The organism is Gordonia sp. CPCC 205333, assembly GCF_048537885.1.
Taxonomy (GTDB): domain Bacteria; phylum Actinomycetota; class Actinomycetes; order Mycobacteriales; family Mycobacteriaceae; genus Gordonia.
Genome location: NZ_JBCLVI010000002.1, coordinates 196192 through 215620 on the forward strand (window position 1 = coordinate 196192; position 19429 = coordinate 215620).

17 protein-coding genes, 1 pseudogene and 1 other annotated feature are annotated in these 19429 nt (G+C 62.3%); of the genes and pseudogenes, 14 read left to right on the top strand and 4 right to left on the bottom strand.

Annotated features, from left to right (window positions below; translation table 11 throughout):
• Positions 1-252 precede the first annotated feature (252 nt).
• Positions 253-1553 (top strand): annotated as a pseudogene (locus tag AAFP29_RS06520) (IS3 family transposase).
• Positions 525-656 (top strand) — a sequence feature (AL1L pseudoknot). It overlaps the preceding pseudogene by 132 nt.
• A 6-nt stretch (positions 1554-1559) precedes the next feature.
• Entirely contained in the window at positions 1560-1889 is a 330-nt protein-coding gene (locus tag AAFP29_RS06525; RefSeq protein WP_419216542.1) for a hypothetical protein, read from the top strand.
• A gap of 71 nt (positions 1890-1960) precedes the next feature.
• Here AAFP29_RS06525 and AAFP29_RS06530 read toward each other — a convergent pair whose 3' ends face one another.
• Together AAFP29_RS06530 and AAFP29_RS06535 are read right to left on the bottom strand one after the other, a co-directional pair.
• A complete protein-coding gene (locus AAFP29_RS06530; RefSeq protein WP_419216543.1) occupies positions 1961-2356 on the bottom strand; it encodes a hypothetical protein in 396 nt (131 codons plus the stop codon).
• A 14-nt stretch (positions 2357-2370) separates the two neighbouring features.
• Complete coding sequence (locus tag AAFP29_RS06535) at positions 2371-3780, bottom strand: amidase (protein ID WP_419216544.1); 1410 nt, start codon at positions 3778-3780, stop codon at positions 2371-2373.
• Between the two features lie 189 nt (positions 3781-3969).
• On the opposite strand from AAFP29_RS06535, the gene AAFP29_RS06540 reads away from it, so the two are divergent.
• From AAFP29_RS06540 to AAFP29_RS06575, 8 genes are all read left to right on the top strand, one after another.
• Entirely contained in the window at positions 3970-5169 is a 1200-nt protein-coding gene (locus AAFP29_RS06540; RefSeq protein ID WP_419217224.1) for an acyl-CoA dehydrogenase family protein, read from the top strand.
• Positions 5170-5199: 30 nt separating this feature from the next.
• A complete protein-coding gene (locus AAFP29_RS06545) occupies positions 5200-6318 on the top strand; it encodes an acyl-CoA dehydrogenase family protein (RefSeq protein WP_419216545.1) in 1119 nt (372 codons plus the stop codon).
• A 23-nt stretch (positions 6319-6341) separates the two neighbouring features.
• The gene (locus tag AAFP29_RS06550; RefSeq protein WP_419216546.1) at positions 6342-6770 is read left to right on the top strand and encodes a DUF350 domain-containing protein; all 429 of its coding nucleotides are present in this window, start codon (positions 6342-6344) and stop codon (positions 6768-6770) included.
• A 45-nt stretch (positions 6771-6815) separates the two neighbouring features.
• Positions 6816-7277, top strand: coding sequence for an SRPBCC family protein (locus AAFP29_RS06555; protein ID WP_419216547.1), 462 nt, complete (start codon positions 6816-6818; stop codon positions 7275-7277).
• 4 nt (positions 7278-7281) lie between these two features.
• Positions 7282-8028, top strand: coding sequence for a phosphatidylserine decarboxylase (locus AAFP29_RS06560; protein WP_419216548.1), 747 nt, complete (start codon positions 7282-7284; stop codon positions 8026-8028).
• Positions 8025-8981: a CDP-alcohol phosphatidyltransferase family protein gene (locus AAFP29_RS06565; RefSeq protein ID WP_419216549.1), complete on the top strand. Its 957-nt coding sequence runs from the start codon at positions 8025-8027 to the stop codon at positions 8979-8981. Before AAFP29_RS06560 ends, AAFP29_RS06565 begins: the two co-directional genes overlap by 4 nt.
• Positions 8978-11188, top strand: coding sequence for an AAA family ATPase (locus tag AAFP29_RS06570; protein WP_419216550.1), 2211 nt, complete (start codon positions 8978-8980; stop codon positions 11186-11188). The genes AAFP29_RS06565 and AAFP29_RS06570 overlap by 4 nt, the downstream gene beginning before the upstream one ends.
• Positions 11189-11262: 74 nt before the next feature.
• Entirely contained in the window at positions 11263-11673 is a 411-nt protein-coding gene (locus tag AAFP29_RS06575; RefSeq protein WP_419216551.1) for a hypothetical protein, read from the top strand.
• A gap of 10 nt (positions 11674-11683) precedes the next feature.
• On the opposite strand, the gene AAFP29_RS06580 is transcribed toward AAFP29_RS06575, so the two are convergent.
• Positions 11684-12094, bottom strand: coding sequence for a hypothetical protein (locus tag AAFP29_RS06580; protein WP_419217225.1), 411 nt, complete (start codon positions 12092-12094; stop codon positions 11684-11686).
• Between the two features lie 33 nt (positions 12095-12127).
• Positions 12128-13534, bottom strand: a complete 1407-nt coding sequence (locus AAFP29_RS06585; protein ID WP_419216552.1) for a glutamate decarboxylase — start codon at positions 13532-13534, stop codon at positions 12128-12130.
• A gap of 125 nt (positions 13535-13659) precedes the next feature.
• On the opposite strand from AAFP29_RS06585, the gene AAFP29_RS06590 reads away from it, so the two are divergent.
• The 4 genes from AAFP29_RS06590 to AAFP29_RS06605 are packed head-to-tail and all read left to right on the top strand — an operon-like array spanning position 13660 to position 19425.
• On the top strand, positions 13660-16527 hold the full coding sequence (locus AAFP29_RS06590) for a Na+/H+ antiporter subunit A (RefSeq protein WP_419217226.1): 2868 nt from the start codon (positions 13660-13662) through the stop codon (positions 16525-16527).
• The gene (locus AAFP29_RS06595; protein ID WP_419216553.1) at positions 16524-17120 is read left to right on the top strand and encodes a Na(+)/H(+) antiporter subunit C; all 597 of its coding nucleotides are present in this window, start codon (positions 16524-16526) and stop codon (positions 17118-17120) included. The genes AAFP29_RS06590 and AAFP29_RS06595 overlap by 4 nt, the downstream gene beginning before the upstream one ends.
• On the top strand, positions 17117-18751 hold the full coding sequence (locus tag AAFP29_RS06600) for a Na+/H+ antiporter subunit D (protein WP_419216554.1): 1635 nt from the start codon (positions 17117-17119) through the stop codon (positions 18749-18751). The genes AAFP29_RS06595 and AAFP29_RS06600 overlap by 4 nt, the downstream gene beginning before the upstream one ends.
• On the top strand, positions 18751-19425 hold the full coding sequence (locus AAFP29_RS06605; protein ID WP_419216555.1) for a Na+/H+ antiporter subunit E: 675 nt from the start codon (positions 18751-18753) through the stop codon (positions 19423-19425). Before AAFP29_RS06600 ends, AAFP29_RS06605 begins: the two co-directional genes overlap by 1 nt.
• The last annotated feature ends 4 nt before the right edge of the window (positions 19426-19429 follow it).

Genomic DNA, 19429 nt, shown 5'->3' on the forward strand with positions numbered 1-19429 from the left:
AATGTATACAGCAGCCGCGAAAAGGCCTGCGGAGAGAACCCGAGTACATCATATTATGCGCAGCTTGCCTGCGGCGCGCTTAACAACTGGAGTCTGCACGGTAGTGGCAATTCATGCTCGGTTCTTTCAGATATCACAGAGCCGCATCTCGCAGCCGGTGGTGGCGACAACGAGTTCAAAGATCCTGCCGTGCACGTCTTGAATCACCCCTAGTTTGATGCCGCTCCCTTCTGAGTCAGGAAGGATGAGTACATGCCTAAGAAGATTGATCCCGAGGTTCGGTCGAGAGCCTTGAGGTTGTTGGAGTCACATAGCGGGGAGTACGCCTCGTTGACTGCGGCGTCGGCGGCGATCGCCAAGCAGGTCGGTGTGGGGCAGGAGACGGTGCGTCGGTGGGCGCTGCAAGCCCAGATCGACGCTGGTCTCCGTGCCGGTACCACCTCAGAGGAATCGGCAGAAATCAAACGACTCAAGGCCGAGAACAAGCAACTCCGTGAGGACGTCGCTATTTTGAAAGCGGCGACAACTTTCTTCGCGGGGGAACTCGACCCCCGCAACCGATGATTATCGGATTCATCGATTCCCAGCGTGCTCAGGGTCGTGTGGTCGAGTCGATCTGTCGGGTTCTGCGGGAGCAGGGTTGCCAGATCGCCGCACGAACCTACCGGGCCTGGCGCAGTCGCCGGCCGTCGGCGCGGACAGTCTCTGATGCCCACGTTGTCGATGCCGTGCGGTCTGTGGTGTCGCGTACCGATGCCAACGGAGTCAAAAAGATGACTCCCGAAGGCTTGTACGGGCGGGTCAAACTGCGTGTCCATCTGGACCGGACCACGCTGCCCGGCGTCTCTTACGGAGCAGTGGACCGGGCAATGACATTGCTGCACCACAACGGTATTCGGCGTTCCAAGGGGATCAGAACGACAATCTGATCAGTCGACGGCGTCCGCGCTGGTGACCTTCTGAACCGACAATTCAGCGCTGCCGAACCCAACCGTGTATGGGTGACTGACTTTACTTATGTCAGAACATGGGCCGGGTGGGTGTACGTGGTGTTCATTATCGACGTGTTTTCCCGGCGGATCGTTGCTTGGCATGCCTCAACATCGAAGTCAGTGGAACTGGTCACCATCCCGCTACGGATCGCGTTGTGGCAACGTCGCCACGAGGGGCATCGAGTGAAAGCTGCTGAACTGATTCATCATTCAGATGTCGGGAGTCAGTACACGTCGACCACGCTGACTGAACGGCTCGCACTCGAAGACATCGCAGCATCCATCGGATCAGTCGGCGATGCCTACGATAACGCCCTCATCGAGTCAGCGAACGGGCTGTACAAAACCGAGTGCATCCGCACCACGGTCTTCCATTCCGGCCCGTACAAGACGATCACAGACATCGAGTTCGCGACCGCCAGCTGGGTCGACTGGTACAACACCACCCGGCTTCACTCCAGTATCGGCCACCTACCCCCGATCGAATATGAAACACTCCACTACGCTGACCTCACTATCGAGGAACAGCCCCAACCGGAGCCGGCACAAAACCTAGGTTGATTCAACATGACCACCGATACCGACGGCCACACCCACTACCGGGTACGAACGCCCGAAGGAATCTGGGTCGACGGACCATCGTTCACCAGGACCGAGTTGTTCGATTCGCTCAACCAGATCCGGTTCGCCGATCCGCCGCCACCGTCACCGTCACCAACGGCCCAAGATCCCAAACACCGACAACAACGCACCATCGCCAAACACCAACGGCGACAACAAGAACGAGAACATAACCGGGCGGCAAGAGAGGCCGCCGAGTTGACGGAACACGTCACGCGCGCTGGGCGCCAACAATCGTCAGACACTTCGGATAGCGACGGCGATCCACCATTCTGACGTCACCTCACCGACTACGCACACCAGCGCTGCGGCAAATCGCACCGTCTAGGTCTTTGACGTACTGCGCGTCAGAAGTGTCCGCTGCTTGCCTGTGCGCGCATCGAGTATGACGCCCGCGGTACCGGAATCGACGCAATTGACTGCCACAACAACCGAATTGCCACCCCAACGGCATACCGCTGAATCGCGATACCCAGGACCACCGCGAGCAACACCCCCGCACCACCGGGATCAACCCGCCGCACAAAAGCCGAACGATAGGCAACCACCGCAATCACCGCAGCCACGATCACCGACAAAACCAGCGACCACCGAATCAACGACGTCAACCCACCCGCGTCATCAATAATCGCACCACCCGGAGTCCGCAACACAAACGCCACGCAATTGAGCACCATCGCACCCAACGCGCCACCAACCGTGATCTCGAACCAGCCGTTGGCGCCTCCCCCACGCTTGGTCATCTATTTGATGCCTCTCACCCCTGTATTCGCGCAAACGGTTGCGCCGCTTCGAGTTCGAAGCATAACTCAAGTAGGAGTTGCTCCTGTCCCAGATCGGCGCAGTAGTGCAGACCGATCGGCAACTCCCCCGATGACTGAGCCAACGGAAGACTCACCGCAGGAGTCCCGGCCGTATTGTTGATCGGCGTGAACGACACGTAGCGCACCAGCCGGTCGAAGATCTCATCGAAGTCCCCGGCCGGATCCAAATAGCCGATCTTCGGCGTCGTATGCGCCAACGTCGGCGACAGCACAACGTCGAAATTCTCATATACCGCACGGAATTTCTTGGTCTGACGATTGAGCCCCCGCAACGCGAACGGTGTCCGCCAGAAGTTCCGAAGGAAGTTCCGCGACAAACTTCGAGTGAATTGGTCCAGCTGAGATCGATCAAACCCCTTGTCTATTAACCTCTTTCCCATGAATTCCAAAGAGAATGCCAACAGGGACCAGTACTCGGTGAAGTCGCGAATATAGCTTCGGTCAACTGGCACCGGGATCAGATCGACTTGATGTCCCAACGATTGCAAAAGTTCGATATTCGCATAGAGTGCGTCGTTGGTGTCGCGGTCGAGCAGCGCACCGGTCAGCGGCTGGGTCAGGGCGGCTATTCTCAGGCGTCGCTTGCCGGGGCCCTCGACTAAACCCAACTCGGGCAACTTCTTTGCCGGCAAGAACTTTTGAGTGTCGGCCAGGAAATGCGCGGTATCACGGACGCTCCGGGACACGATGCCGTTAGAAATGATGTCGATCGGCGCGGCCTCGCCTTCGGCCGCCGCGATCACCCGATCCCGACTTGGTTTGAACCCCACCAATCCGCATACGGCAGCGGGAATTCGGATCGAACCACCGCCATCATTCGCGTGAGCAATTGGTAGCGCTCCCGCCGCAACAAGGGCTGCCGACCCACCCGACGACGCACCGGACGAGTAGTCGGTATTCCACGGGTTGCGCGTAGGTTCACGGTCGACGAATTCGGTGGTCGCGGTCAGTCCAAACGCCGGAAGCGTAGACGCTCCAACAATATTCATCCCGGACGACAGCAACTGATCCGTGAACCGCTCGTTGGCGGTTGCCGCGACTGCGGGTACAGCCGCCGATCCGTGCATCGTCGGCAATCCCTCGAAGAGAGTGTTGTTCTTAATGACTGATGGCACACCGCGGAATGCGCCCGGCGCGAACTCGTTCGCCGCAGCGCGCACCAGCGCGCGCTCGCGATCGTCGATGACAATTGCGTTGATGGCCGGCTCAACCTCGTCGATCCGGGCGAGGGCAGCGGTGGCAGCGTCAACCGCGGTGAACTCCCCCGCCGCGATCGCCCGAGCTACTCCCACTCCGTCCAGGTCACCGAGGCAATCGTCACTGAATGCGTGCACACGTTTCATGCGGATCGACGGTACACGGGTCACCGGAACCAAAAGGTCGGATAGTTCACGATCGACAACCTATCGCGAGAATTGGCAGCCGACGTAGAAAGACTGAACCGGGTCATTCAATCGAAGCAACACCATTCACCACCCATGAATTCACCCCAACCCGAGACCCCACCCGCCACCTGGAGTATCAAGGTAGTCATGCAGCTGACACTCAATGCCGATGAAGCCGCATTCCGCGAGGAACTGCGTACCTTTTTCACCACTCAGATTCCGCAGGAGATCCGCGATCGCGCAGCGACCGGTGACCTCCGCTACCCCGACGACATCGTCGAAACGACTCGAATCCTCAATGCCAACGGTCTCTGCGTGCCGCATTGGCCCGTCGAATGGGGCGGCAAGGACTGGACGCCAATTCAGCGCCACATCTGGCAGGAACAGCTGAATCTCGCGAACGTCCCCGACCCCCTTCCATTCAACGCGAGCATGGTCGGCCCGGTGATCGCCGAATTCGGATCACAGGAACAGAAGGAGAAATTCCTTCCCGCGACCGCCAACCTCGACATCTGGTGGTGCCAGGGGTTTTCCGAACCTGAAGCCGGCTCCGACCTCGCCTCACTCAAGACCAAGGCGGTCCGTGACGGCGACGAGTACATCGTCAACGGCCAGAAGACCTGGACCACCCTCGGCCAATATGCCGATTGGATCTTCCTACTGGTCCGCACCAACCCCGACGCTCCCAAGCGGCAGGCCGGAATTAGCTTCCTCCTGGTCGAGATGAATACACCAGGCATTGAAGTTCGGCCGATCCAACTGATTGACGGCGGCTACGAAGTCAACGAGGTCTTCTTCAATGACGTTCGGGTGCCGGCGGAGAACCTGGTCGGCGAAGAGAACGCGGGTTGGTCCTACGCCAAATTCCTGCTGGGCAACGAGCGTAGCGGTGTCGCTCGCGTCGCCGCGTCGAAGATTCGCATCTCACAGGCCAAGAAGCTGGCCGGCGAGATCAAGACGGCGAACGGCACGTTGCTCGATGACCCGTTCCTTGCCTCGCGTATTGCCGAACTCGAGAATGAACTGCTCGCACTCGAGCTCACTCAGCTCCGAGTGGTGGCGTCATCGGCCGACGGGCAGCCTAATCCGGCATCATCGCTACTGAAACTACGCGGCAGCGAATTGCAGCAGGCCGCGACCGAACTGCTCGCCGACATCGCCGGTCCCGACTCGCTGGCGGTCGCGTCTGTCGACCCGGACGCTCCCAACGGATCAGCCGAAATCGACGCAGCCACGTGGGCGCAGCTCACCGTCCCTACCTACCTCAATTACCGCAAGGTCTCGATCTACAGCGGATCGTCGGAGGTTCAGCGTCAGATCATCGACAAGGCCGTGCTCGGCCTGTAGGCCGCACCATTCGAAAGGTATTGAGTACCAATGGATTTTGAACTCACCGAAGAGCAGCAGATGCTGCGCGACGCAGTGCGCGACCTACTCACCAAGGCCTACGACGTCGAGTCGGTCCGCAAAGTCACCGACACCGAGTTGGGCTGGAACCCCGATGTCTGGAAACAACTCGCCGAGATGGGCATTCTCGGATTGACCATCGACGAGGACAACGGCGGAGCGGGCGCCGGACCGATCGAGGCATCGATCGTTCTGGGCGAACTCGGTCGGTCGCTGGCCCCCGAACCCTATCTGGACGCAGTCGTGGTCCCGGCGGCGATCCTGTCGGCGACCGACGATGCCGCAGCACCCGAACTACTCCAGGGCCTGGCCGCCGGAGATCTGCTACTGGCGTTGGCGCATAACGAGCCCGGCGACCGCTGGCCTGCCGCCGCGGTGGCGACCACCGCATCGGGCGACGGCGACAGCGTTACCATCACCGGCACCAAAGCGCCTGTGTTGCACGGTGATTGCGCCAACAGATTCATCGTTTCGGCGCGCCGCGGTGACGAGATCGGCCTTTACCTCGTCGACGCTGACGCAACCGGATTGTCCCGCAGCAACTTTCGGACCCACGACCGCCGCCGCGGCGCGCAGGTGGCTTTTGACAACACACCCGCCGTCAAACTCGCCGGCGATGCCGCGCAAATCCTCGCCGCCGCAGAGCTCACCACACAGACCGCCCTGTGTGCCGAGGCCGTCGGAGCTATGGAGAAGTCGCTCGCGCTCACCGTCGAATATCTGAAGACGCGCAAGCAATTCGGGGTGACTCTGTCGACTTTCGAGGCGCTGACCCACCGCGCCGCGGACATGTACGTGCTTCTCGAACTGGCCAGCAGCCTCAGCCTGTACGCCACCGCGACGCTTGCCGAGGGCAGCGCCGACGCGATCACCGCCTCGCGTGCGAAACTGCAGATCTGCCGATCGGCTCGCACCATCGGGCAGGAAGCCATTCAGATGCACGGCGGCATCGGAATGACCGCCGAGTATCCGGTCGGGCACTACGTCAGCCGACTGACCGCGATCAGCCACACCCTCGGAGGTGCCGACGAGCACCTGGCAAAGCTGACACAATCAGTGCGTGACTGGGACATGGTGTCCCCGGTCTGATCGCCGACGAGGGAGAACTGCACATGGTCGAGATGCTCCGTGACAATATGGCGTCGAGCGCGTCCTACGGGCTTATCGCAGTGGTGGCGCTCGTCGCCGCCTTCGGGGCTCTCGACCTGGTGACCCCAGGCAGCCTGCGCAAGCTGGTGTGGATCGACCACAACCGCAACGCGGTGATTCTGACCGTCGCCCAGGTCATTGCCGTCGCGCAGATCCTGACCGCGTCGATTATGGCCGGGACCGGGCTTGAACTGTGGCGTTCGATCTTGTTTACGCTTGTCTACGTCCTAATCGGGATCGCGGTCCTGGCCTTCTCCTTCGTCCTGATCGATTGGCTGACACCGGGCAAACTCGGCTCATTGGTCCTGGACGGCAATACCCCTACGGTGTGGATCAACGCAGCCGTTTTCGTCGGAATCGGAGCCGTGATGGCTGCCGCGCTGACCTTCTAATAGGGTGACGGGCGACATCTGTTCACCCCCGAGAAGGGATCGACCATGGCAGCGCCATTGATCGAAGCATCCATCGACATCAACGCCAGCCCCGAGCAGGTCTGGGGCGTCGTCTCCGACCTCAAGCGGATGGGCGAGTGGAGCCCGCAGTGCCTGAAGATGATTGTCCGCGGCGCGCCGGTTTCGCTGGGAACCCGCACCATCAACATCAATCGCCGCGGCGCACTGGTGTGGCCGACCACCGCGAAGATCGTGCGGTTCGAGCCGAATAAGGAGCTGGCCTTCCGGGTCACCGAGAATCACACGGTGTGGAGCTACACACTCACCCCCGGTGCGGCAGGCGTGACGCTCACCGAGCGTCGCGAGGCCGCCAACGGTGAAACCACTACTGTGTCAAGGATTCTCATCGACCGTATGTTCGGCGGAGCCGACTCCTTCGAGGCGGAATTGCATGAAGGCATGAACGAATCGCTCGGCAAGATCAAACGCGCCGCAGAGGCTGGGTAGAGCGATGGCTCGACGACCCGTCCCCGCCCCCTCCGGTCCGCCCGGCGTCGAGCCGCGCCAGCAGTCAACGCTCGAGCACCTACGGTCGCTGGCAACGCAGACTATCCCGCCACTGCACCCGGCCGGTATCCCATTCGTGGCGGTGCCGGCTGCAGTCGCGGTGCTGACTCGCCGCAAACGATGGATCTCACGGCCCGCGGCGGTCCTCGCCGCGGCCAGCGCGGCATTCTTCCGTAACCCCGGCCGAGTACCGCCGACCGGCACTGGCATCGTGGTGGCGGCGGCCGACGGCGAGGTCGCACTCGTCGATGAGGTGGTACCTCTACCCGAACTCGGACTCGGTGGCCAGCCAGTCCCCCGCGTTTCGACATTCCTATCGGTATTCGACGTCCACGTGCAGCGCGTGCCGATCAGCGGTATCGCCGAGGCCGTTACGCACATCGCTGGCAAATTCCTGTCCGCAGACCTTCCAGCGGCGAGCACCGACAACGAGCGGACGTCGATGATCATCCGCACCGACGATGGCACGCGCATCGGCGTCGTGCAGATCGCCGGGCTGATCGCTCGCCGCATCGTGTGCGAAGCCACCCCCGGTGATCGACTCAAGGTCGGCGATACCTATGGCCTTATTCGCTTCGGTTCCCGGGTCGACATCTACCTACCCGCTGGCTCGGTGCCGCAAGTACAGGTGGGTCAGCGCACCATCGGCGGCGAGACTCTCATCGCGACATTGCCGCAGGCTCCGGCGTGATCTCGGGTCGGCCACGCCAACCGGCCAGAGTCGCGCGGCGTCGCCTCGCCGGGATCCGGCCGCGTAGATCGGCCGCAGAGCGAGACGGCCGCACGAACCTGCAGTCGGGGCTGATCGTCATTCCGTCCGCGCTGACCATTCTGGCGATCTGCGCCGGGCTATCGGCTGTCCGCTTCGCAGGCGACGACAAGATCGACCTCGCGCTGGCACTCGTCGTCGGCGCGGCGCTTCTCGACGGCATCGACGGGCGAGTCGCGCGGTTGATGGGGGCCACCACCAAGATCGGGGCCGAGATCGACTCGCTCGCCGATGCGATCAACTTCGGCGTGGTGCCCGCACTCATCGTCTATGTGCATCTGATGCCCGGTGAGGACGTCGGCTGGTTACTCGCGCTGGTCTACTGCTGCGCCATCGTATTGCGGCTGGCCCGGTTCAACACCATCAACGACGACGAGAACGCCCCCGGCTACACGAAGGACTTCTTCGTCGGCGTGCCCGCACCTGCGGCTGCCATCATCGCTTTGTTGCCGATCGCCGTGGCACAGCAGTTCGGCGATGGCTGGTGGACGTCGGTCGGAGTAGTCGGTGCATGGCTGATCTTCTCGGCTTTCCTTGCGGTCAGCCGGATTCCGACGTCGTCACTGAAGGCGACCAGCCGAATTTCCCGCGCGGCGATTGCGCCGATCATGGTGGTGATAGCCGGGGCGGCCGCTCTGTTGGTGACCTACCCGTATGTGTTGATGGAGATCGCCATCATCGTGTACCTCGCGCATATCCCATTCGCGTGGCGGAATAGGCGCTGGGTCGCGGCTCGTCCTGATCAATGGGACCGGCATCCACGTGAGCGGCGTGCCGACCGCAAGGAGTTGGGGCGTGCCACGCCCAAACGCCGCTCGCGGCTGCCGGTCCGGCGTAAGTCGCAGGCCCGCTTGGGTCTTCGTAGGCCGACATGAGCGGATCACAACTGACGCTGACCGCGAAACTCAATCCGGCAGCCGTCGAAGCCAGACGTGGCATCACCCGAGTCCATCCCGAAGTGCTTGCCGCACTCGGCCTTCGGGAGTGGGATGCCGTCTCGATTACCGGAGCAAGAGTTACCGCGACCGTGGTGGCCGCCACTCCGGCGGATTTTCCGACCGGTGCCGTTTTACTCGACGACATCACCCTGTCGAATGCCGGTGTCAAAGAAGACGCACTGGTTGTGTTGTCACCGGTCGTCGTGCACGGCGCGGCGCGCGTAGTGGTGTCCGGCTCGACGCTGGCGAGCCAGTCGGTTGACGAAGCGACATTGCGTCGGGCGCTGCTCGGCAAGGTCGTCAGCGTCGGCGACACCACCTCACTACTACCTCGCGACCTCGGGCCCGAGTTCACCGCCGGCACTGCCACCCGCAAGCTTGCCGCGTCCGTTGGGATCACCTGGACGAACGAATTGCTGACGGTCGTCGAGGTCAGCCCGAACGGACCGGTGAGTGTCCAGCCGAATACCGCGGTGCTGTGGTCAACCGGCAACGACACACTTTCAGGACCCCAATCCCCCAGTACCGCAATTGTTTCCACACGCCGCACGCCGCCAGCGAAGGCACGTCCGGTCAACGAGTTGGTCGGCGTGGACACGCAGATCGCCAAGCTGACCGAGTGGCTGCGCATTACCCTTGACGAACCCGAAGTGTTGGCAGCCCTCGGTGCACAACCCCGGTTGGGTGTTCTCATCACCGGCCCGGCCGGTGTCGGGAAAGCAACCTTGGTCCGGTCGGTCTGCGCCACTCGCACGATTGGCATCATCGATGGTCCGACGGCGGGAGCCCTTGAGGCACAAGCACGTACACGTCTAGTCAATGACACCATCACAGCTCTGTCCGCATCGGGCGGCGTTCTACTGATCACCGACGTCGACACACTGCTGCCTTCGACACCGGAACCCGCATCGACCCTCATCCTTGACGCACTACGCAAAGCTATCGCCGAGCATCCGATAGCGCTGATCTGCACCAGCTCGAGTTCGGCCGGACTCGATACGCGGCTGCGCGACCCCTCCCTCTGCGACCGCGAGTTGATCATCGGCCTGCCCGACGCCGCGACCCGAGGTCGGCTACTCGCGGCGATCCTCACCGGCGTGCCGACCGGTGGTGATCTCAATCTCGACGAAATCGCCTCGCGGACACCTGGTTTCGTCGCTGCTGATTTGGCGGCCTTGACCCGCGAGGCGGCGTTACGCGCCGCCGCGCGGGTGTCAGCGGATAAGTCTTCCGAACGAGCCGACGAATCGCCGCAGCTGATCGCCGAGGATCTGCAAGGTGCGCTGTCGGTGATCCGGCCGGTCTCGCGAGCCGAATCACCCGAAGTAGCACTGGGTTCAATCACCCTCGATGACGTCGGGGATATGGAACAGACTCGCCAATCGCTGACCGAGGCAGTGCTGTGGCCCCTACGGCATCCGGACACTTTTACTCGGTTGGGTGTCCAACCGCCACGGGGAGTGCTGCTCTACGGCCCGCCCGGTTGCGGCAAAACATTCGTCGTACGTGCGCTCGCCGCATCGGGTCAGCTGAGCGTGCATACCGTCAAAGGCGCCGAGTTGATGGATAAGTGGGTCGGATCGTCGGAAAAGGCTGTGCGCGATCTATTTTCACGCGCTCGCGAGTCCGCGCCGTCACTGATCTTCCTCGACGAGGTCGATGCGCTCGCTCCCCGACGCGGGCAATCCTCCGACTCCGGCGTGAGCGATCGTGTGGTCGCGGCCCTGTTGACCGAACTCGATGGCGTCGAGCCGCTGTCCGATGTCGTCGTGCTCGGTGCCACCAACCGCCCCGATCTGATCGACCCCGCGCTGTTGCGCCCCGGCCGACTGGAGCGACTGGTGTTCGTTCCGCCGCCCGACGCCGACGCACGTTTCGAAATCTTGAAGACCGCCGGTCGCAGTGTGCCACTCGCTGACGAGATCGACCTGAAGACGGTCGCGACCGAATTGGACGGCTACTCCGCGGCGGATTGTGCTGCGCTGCTTCGCGAATCAGCGTTAGCGGCGATGCGCAGAGATATCGACACCGCGACAGTGACAGCCGAAGACCTGAAGTCAGCGCGCGCCGCGGTGCGGCCATCGCTCGACCCGGCTCAAGTCGCCGAGTTGGAGGCATATGCGCAACGTCGAGACGAGCGCTAAGCGCGAGAACTTGTGATCGGTACGCCGATACCGCCCATACCGTTATCTCCACAAGCCAATCAAGGAGAGATGACATGGGTATCTTTACTCGCAAGACCGCGGCTGACCGCCAGTCCGACGCGATGACCATGCTGGACAACATTGGAGCCGGACGCGGATTCACTGGCAAGATGACCAAGGCATTCATGGGCTCGGAATTCACTGAATCGGTTCAGCAAGCATCGACGTCACTGCACCAGGCCGAACACGTGGCTACTCTACGGGCAGCTGGCACACCAGCACGCAGTGCGATCGTCGCCAACGTCACCGATACCGGCCGGACCATCAACGACAATCCCGATGTATTGCTCACCATCGAACTCGATGGTCAGTTCCTCGCGGTGACCACGCTGGTATCGCGGATCGCGATACCACGGGTCGGAGACACCGTGCTGGTGGTCATCGATCCGGCGACCAACGCCCCCCTCTACGCCGGCCTCGGCTGAACCTGGCGAACTACTCGGCGTTGACCTGATAGAAAACGGAGTTGGGTCCACCCGCGGCCTGCGGCGTCGCACCAACCTGCGCCCAATAGGTCGTCCCAGCGTCCTTGCGCGACAACATCACCACCCGCTGGCCGCCCTCGGCGGTCCGGGACGATTCGGTGAAACCGGATTCGGTGAGTTTCTTGACCGCGGCGTCGAGCGCGTTGCCGACATCGGACTTGCCCTGCACGGTGATCGACCATCCGTCCGCCCGAGTGCCATTCGCGGTCAGGACGCGGCCGTCCAGCAACGGAACCTGATCAGCGGGGAAATCGCCGGGCAGTGCCACGACATCGAGGCCGTCACTACTGGTGGTGTCGTCACCGCCACATCCGCTGAACAGGAGTACACACGAGAACGCAGCGAGTAGGCAGGCGATCATTTTCCTCACAAGATCAACCGTATCGGTCTGCCGTCAGTGGTGGAACGGGCTGGTAGCGCTTTCCCGTGGCAACGGCGACTCCAGCCGATCCAGGAAGTCGACCTCGGATTTGATATCGGCCAGTAGCACCGTCGCCAAATCACGACTTAGCCCCGACCGCACGACGATTCGCTGCACGGTCAGGTCCGCCAAATCGTCGGCCATCGGGTAGGCCGGAACCAGCCAGCCGCGCATCCGCAAGCGATCGGACAGGTCATACAGATTCCACTTGTCCGTATAGCCGTCGCGGAGCCGCCACGCGAAGACCGGGATGGTGTCGCCTTTACTAATCAACTCGAACGGGCTCATCTGGCCGATCTGTGCCGACAGGTACTGGGCGACGTCGAGCGAACCCTGCTGTACCTGGCGATATCCTTCACGGCCGAGGCGAAGGAACATGTAGTACTGCAACAGAACCTGCGCGCCGGGCCGGGAGAAATTCAGGGCGAAGGTCGGCATATCGCCGCCCAGATAGCTGACGTGAAAGATCAGGCTCTCCGGCAAGGCCGCCTTGTCGCGCCACACCACCCAGCCGACGCCCGGATACACCAGACCGAATTTGTGGCCGGAGGTGTTGATCGACACCACCCGCTCGACTCGGAAGTCCCACTCCAGATCGGGCTGACAGAACGGTGCCACCATCGCGCCGGATGCGCCATCAACGTGAATCTTGATATCCAGCCCGGCGCTCGTCTGGACGTCGTCGAGTTTCGCGGCGATCGCAGCAACCGGCTCATACATTCCGGTAAATGTCTGACCGAGAATTGCTACGACACCGATCGTGTTCTCGTCGACGTAGTTCTCCAGATCATGACCGTCCAGGACGAGGTGATCGACGGTCACCGGGACATACCTCGGTTCCACCTCGAAGTAGTTGCAGAATTTCTCCCAGCAGACCTGCACCGCGGTCGACAACACCAGATTCGGCTTCTCGGTAGACAGGCCCTGCGCTTTGCGACGCGCCTGCCAGGACCGTTTGAGCGCGAGCCCGCCGAGCATGCATGCCTCCGACGACCCGACGGTCGACGTCCCGATTGCATCGTCGACTTCAGGTGCGTTCCACAGGTCGGCGATCATTCGCCAGCACCTGTCCTCGATCGCCGCTGTCATCGGATACTCGTCTTTGTCGATCATGTTCTTGTCGACGGTTTCGGCGTACAGCTTTTTGGCTTCGTCATCCATCCAGGTACTGACGAAGGTCGCCAAATTCAGTCGGGCGTTGCCGTCGAGCATCGCCTCGTCGTGCACGATTTGATAGGCCGTTTCAGGCAGACTCTGGTTATCCGGCAAGGCGAAACGCGGCAATTCGGTCGCTTCACCCGGCCGGGTGAACACACTGTTGAGTTGAATCGAGTCGGCGAACTCGATGTCGCGACGTGGACTGCCGTTGCGGTGGGCCATGCGTACTCCTCGGGATGGGTAGTCAGCCGTAAACAGCCACATCGGTAAGATGGATACCTGCGGGACATAATTTCCCGTGACACCCCGTCGTCGACAGTGGCCGACTCAACCGTATCGGAGTGCCCGTGATTTCAGTGCTGGTCGCGCTTTGCGTGTGCGCGCTTCTAGCACCGATGGTGATCATGCGGCTCGGTACGCGCGGCTTCTACGTGCTGGCACTCGCGCCCGCTGCGGCACTGGCCTGGCTGATCGCGAGCTGGCCGACCGCCGGTTCCCCGCACACCGAGACACTCGAGTGGGTCCCGGTCCTGCATATGTCGATCGTGCTGCGGATGGACACCCTAGCTGCGATCTTGTCGGTACTGATTCTGGGCATCGGCGCACTCGTATTGTGTTACTGCGCCAACTATTTCGACGAAGTCCGACCACGCGTCGCGACCTTCGGCGGCGAGATGATCGCCTTCGCCGCGGCCATGTTCGGACTCGTGGTCTCCGACAACATGCTGGTGCTCTACGTCTTCTGGGAAGCCACCACGGTGCTGTCGTTCATGCTCGTGGGCTTCTACGCGATGCGCGCGACATCGCGTCGCGCGGCGACCCAGGCCCTGCTGGTTACTACCCTCGGTGGTCTGGCGATGCTCGGTGGCATCATCATGCTCGGCGAGCGAGCCGGCAGCTTTTTACTCTCCGACATCTTGGCGAATCCGCCTGCGTCGTCGACGTTGGTCGATACCGCAGTCGTCCTGATTCTCATTGGCGCACTGAGCAAATCGGCCATCGTCCCGTTCCACTTCTGGCTACCCGGCGCGATGGCGGCTCCGACTCCGGTCAGCGCCTACCTACATGCCGCGGCGATGGTGAAGGCCGGCATCTACCTGGTCGCTCGCCTCGCGCCGGCATTCGCGACGACCGTCAGCTGGCACGTAGTCGTCATCACCCTTGGTCTGGTCACCATGATCCTGGGCGGCTGGCGGTCATTGCGCGAACTCGACCTCAAACTGATCCTGGCCTTCGGCACGGTCTCCCAACTCGGCTTCCTGACCGTGCTAGTTGGTATCGGCGACGCGAATGTCGCGATGGCCGGGTTGACGATGCTGGTCGCACACGCCCTGTTCAAGGCATGTCTGTTCATGGTGGTCGGCATCATCGACCACGCAACCGGCACCCGCGATCTTCGACGCCTCGCCCGGCTGGGTGAGCGACTTCCAGTACTCGCATTGACCGCCGCCGTCGCGGCCGCCAGCATGGGCGGTCTGCCGTTCACCGTCGGATTCGTCGGCAAGGAAACCGCCTTCGGCTCGATCTGGACCAGCGGCGCGTTGTCGGACTGGCAGGACAAGGTCGTCGACCTCACCCTGCTCGCGGGATCGATCCTCACCTTCGCCTACGCGACCCGCTTCCTGTGGGGGGCCTTCGGCCGCAAGGTCCGCACGGCGCCGACATCGGCCGTCCGAAATATGCATCCGCCGACTCGAATGTTCCTGCTCGCACCAATCCTGTTGGCGCTGTTGGGTGTTGTCGCCGGATTCCTCAGCCCACTGCTGGGGGATCTGTTCGAACCGTACGCGCATACGCTGCCGACCTATGGCCACGAAATCGAACATCTGGCGATGTGGCACGGCTTCGGACTGCCGGTGGTGTTCTCACTGATCGCGATTGTCGGCGGCATCCTCGTCTTCCTCGTCGTGCGGGCCGAACGCGACCACCTCTTTGTCCATCGGCCGCTGGTCAACGCCGACCGAATCTACGACGCCGTCCTGCGCGGCGCCGACACCGTCTCGCTGACTCTGACTCGGAACACTCAGCGTGGGTCGTTACCGATCACCATCGGCATCATTCTGCTGACCACCATCGCGCTCCCCGTCGCGATGCTGTTCACCGGATCCCGGAATACCTTGTCCATCAAGGGGTTCGAGAATGCCGCGCAGATCGTGATCGCCGCGGTGATCGTCACCGCTGGCATAACCGCCACACTGCTGCGCAATCGGTTGGCCGCGGTGATAGTCGTCAGTGTCACCGGCTATGGCTGCGCCGCGCTATTCGCGCTCTATGGCGCTCCCGACTTGGCACTCACCCAATTCTTGGTCGAGACCCTCACCCTGGTGATCTTCGTACTGGTATTGCGCAAGCTCCCCGCCGAACCGGAACCGCGACACTCCACCGGTTTTCGACCGCTGCGCGCCGCCCTGGCAGTGGCATTCGGCGCGACACTCGTCGGTATCGGTCTGTTCGCCGCGGCGGCCCGCGACAGCACACCCGTGCAAGTCGATCTTCCCGGTGCCGCATACACTTTCGGCCACGGCGCGAACGCGGTCAATGTGATCCTCGTCGACATCCGCGCCTGGGACACTCTGGGTGAAGTGTCGGTGCTCATCGTCGCGGCAACCGGAGTGGCGTCAATGGTGTTCCGCAACAGGCGATTCGGTGCCGCACCCCGAGTCGCCGACGCGGTCGCACTGTCCGACGTCGACGACGATCCGATCCCACCGGACCGCACCACCTGGCTCAAGGGCAGCGACCTACGTGATCCGCGACATCGCTCGATGGTGCTCGAAGCCACCACCCGCCTCATCTTCCCGACGATGGTCGTGCTGTCGGTCTACTTCTTTTACGCGGGCCATAACGCACCGGGCGGCGGATTCGCCGGCGGGCTGACCATGGGGCTCGCATTGGTTCTGCGCTACCTCGCGGGCGGTCGCTACGAACTCGGCGAGGCCTTGCCGGTCGAACCCGGCAAGATCCTGGGTGCCGGTCTGGCTATCTCCGCGGGCACCGCGATCGCGTCGCTACTCTTCGGCGCACCGGCGCTGTCGTCGGCGATGTTCAGCTTCACACTGCCCGTGCTCGGTGACATCAAAATCGTCACCGCACTGTTCTTCGACCTCGGCATCTACCTGATCGTCGTGGGACTGGTCCTCGACATTCTGCGCAGTCTCGGTGCGCGACTCGACGTCGAGAGTCAGATCAGCGGCTCGCGGGCGGTGAGCGCATGAGCGTCAACCTCGGGCTTTTGATCGCCGCCGGGATTCTGGGTGCCGCGGGAGCGTACCTGCTGATGGAACGGTCCCTGGTCCGCATGCTGCTCGGGCTGATCCTGGCCGGTAACGGCATCAACATGCTCATCATCGTCATCACCGGCGGTATGGGCAACCCGCCGATCAAAGGTCAGAGCGCGGCCGACCGCGCCCAAGACGCCGATCCCCTCGCACAAGCGATGGTGCTCACCGCGATCGTGCTGACGATGGGCGTCGCGGCATTCGTGCTGGCACTGGTCTATCGGCTCTTCGTTCTCAACCGAGACGATGACGATGTCGAAGACGACACCGAGGATGTCAAGATCCTGACCGGTTCGATACATACCGCCCCCGACCGCGACCGTAGTGACGACCCGGTCACCGGCGCCGACACCGCCGCGGGTGACTACTTCGACGACGACGGAAACCCGCTCACCGCAGAGGAATTCGTGGCACGTCACCGCAAGGTCATCGAGACCGACCTCATGCCCGACGAGGTCGCCGACATCGTCGACGAACTCTGTCTCGATGATGCGTCCGAGTCGCAACCCACCGGGGAGGTGCGCGAATGACACCCGACAGTTCGTGGATCACCACGCTGATCGTGTTGCCGACACTCGTGCCACTCGGTGCCGCCGCGTTGACGCTCCTGCAGGGACGTCACCCCCGCTTCCAGCGCGCGGTCACCGTCGCCGCGATCTCGATCGGACTCATCGCGTCGAGTCTGATGCTGTATCTGACCAACGAGAACGGCACCTATGCCGTGCATATCGGCGGTTGGGGCGAGAAGGGCTATCCGAACGGCCCGCTGGGCATCACGCTGGTTGTCGATCAACTGTCGGCGCTGATGCTGGTGGTCTCTACGACAGTGCTGCTCCTGGTGGTCGTGTACGCCATTGGCCAGGGTATCCGCGACGGCACAACGCAGCAGCCGGTCTCGATTTTCCTGCCGACCTATCTGATCCTGTGTGCCGGCGTCTGCAACGCTTTCCTCGCCGGTGACTTGTTCAACCTATTCGTCTCCTTCGAGGTCCTGCTCGCCGCGAGTTTCGTGCTGTTGACGCTTGGCGCGAGTGGCGATCGGGTTCGCGCGGGAGCTTCGTATGTAATCGTGTCGATGGTCTCGTCGCTGATCTTCCTGGTCGGCATCGCATTCGCCTACGCCACCACCGGCACGCTGAACCTCGCCGAGATGGCGATCCGGCTCGACGACGTACCGTCGGGCACCCGCAATGCTCTCTACGCGGTTCTACTTGTCGCGTTCGGTATCAAGGCTGCGGTCTTCCCGCTGTCGACGTGGCTGCCGGACTCCTATCCCACCGCTCCGGCACCGGTCACCGCGGTGTTCGCCGGGTTGCTAACCAAGGTCGGCGTATACGCCATCATTCGCACCCATACATTGCTGTTCCCGGGTGGCTCGATGGATACCATCCTGCTCGTCGCGGGACTGCTTACGATGCTCGTCGGTATCGCGGGCGCTATCGCGCAATCCGACATCAAACGTCTGTTGTCGTTCACTCTCGTCAGTCACATTGGCTACATGATCTTCGGTATCGCGCTGTCATCGGAATTCGGATTGTCGGCCGCGATCTACTATGTGGCGCACCACATTCTGGTGCAAACAACGTTGTTCCTGGTTGTTGGCCTGATCGAACGACAAGCCGGCTCGTCGTCGCTGCGCCGGCTCGGCGGCCTGATCGCCAGTCCACTCCTGGCGGTGCTCTATCTAATTCCCGGACTGAATCTCGGTGGCATTCCACCGTTTTCAGGTTTTATCGGCAAGGTGGCACTACTGGAAGCCGGCGCACAGGACGGGTCTGTTCTGGCCTGGCTGCTGGTGGCCGGCTCGTTGGTTACCAGTCTGTTGACACTGTATGTGGTTGCCCGCGTGTGGACTAAGGGATTTTGGCGGCCCCGCGCCGACGCACCGGAAGGCGATCTCTCCGACGCCGGACCGTCGGCACTGGTCGATGAGAGCACCGACTCGGCGTTCGCCGAACGTGCCGACGTCGGACGGATGCCGCCGGCAATGGTGCTGCCGACCGTCGCGATGGTTATCGTCGGCTTGGCGATGACAATCTGGGCTGGTCCGATCATCGCCTACACCGAACGCGCGGCCCACGACATCACTTCTCGCACGGTGTATCTCGAAGCCGTACTCGGCCCCAACGCACTCGACGGTACTGCGAAAGGGGGCAACTGATGTCATTTCGGTCCGCGGTCGTCAACGCGTGGCGTCTTAGTCTGTTGTCCGTCTTCTGGGCGCTGGTATCGGCCCTGGTTTGGGTACGCGGACACATTCGATTGCCACACTGGCTGGGTAGCGACAGTCGCGAGGTCGCCGTTCGGTTGTGGTCGCTAGCGTGGCTGACCTTCGTGTGGGTGCTGCTGTGGGGTGTTGTGTCATGGGCGAATGTCATTGCGGGACTTGTCCTCGCGGTAGCGATCGTGACGCTGCTGCCACTGCCGCGGGTACCGGTCGAAGGTCGAATCCACCCGTTGTCCCTTGCGCTTCTGGTGATCAGATTGCTCTACGACTTCGCGGTGTCGAGTTTCCAGGTCGGATGGATGGCCATCCGGCCGGGCAAGCCTCCACTCGGCGCGGTCGTGCGGGTACGCGTCGCCATCAAGTCCGACATGGTGCTCACACTCGCTATCGACTACCTCAATCTGGTGCCGGGCACGATGGTGGTGGAACTCGACCACCGTCGACGGCTCTTATACGTCCACGTCTTCGACGTGAGCAGTGAACGTCGGGTACGCGCGTTCTACCGACAGGTCGCGTATACCGAGAAGATGTTCATCAAGGCATTCGAGCGGGATAGCGAATGGCATCCCAGCCCGTATCACGGTATCGACGACGAGGAGCGATCATGAACTC